This is a genomic window from Citrobacter sp. TBCS-14, assembly GCF_005280805.1.
GTDB lineage: Bacteria > Pseudomonadota > Gammaproteobacteria > Enterobacterales > Enterobacteriaceae > Citrobacter > Citrobacter gillenii.
The window spans coordinates 281-557 of the sequence record NZ_SZWM01000371.1; the positions used below are offsets into that span (position 1 = coordinate 281).

The 277-nt window shown below is 49.8% G+C and carries 1 pseudogene; it reads left to right on the forward strand.

Annotated features, from left to right (window positions below):
* A pseudogene (locus FDX22_RS31165) lies at positions 1-247 on the forward strand (fimbrial chaperone protein FimC); the annotation flags it as partial.
* Positions 248-277: the final 30 nt, after the last annotated feature.

Below are 277 nucleotides of genomic sequence, written 5' to 3' on the forward strand. Positions count from 1 at the left end.
GGAAGATGCGCCAGGCATGCTGCAGTTTTCCCGTACCGGCAACCACCTGAAAATCACCAACCCGTCAGCGTATTACGTCACGCTGGTCAATCTCAATGTCGGAAATACGAAGATTGATAACGTTATGGTTGCGCCAAAAAATGACACGCAGGTCCTGTTGCCGACTGGCGTTCAGGGAAACGTTACGTTCCAGACGGTGAACGATTATGGCGCAGTCACCACCGCTAAAACGGTTAGCGTGCGTTGAGAAAACGATGAATAAGACAACGTATTTTCC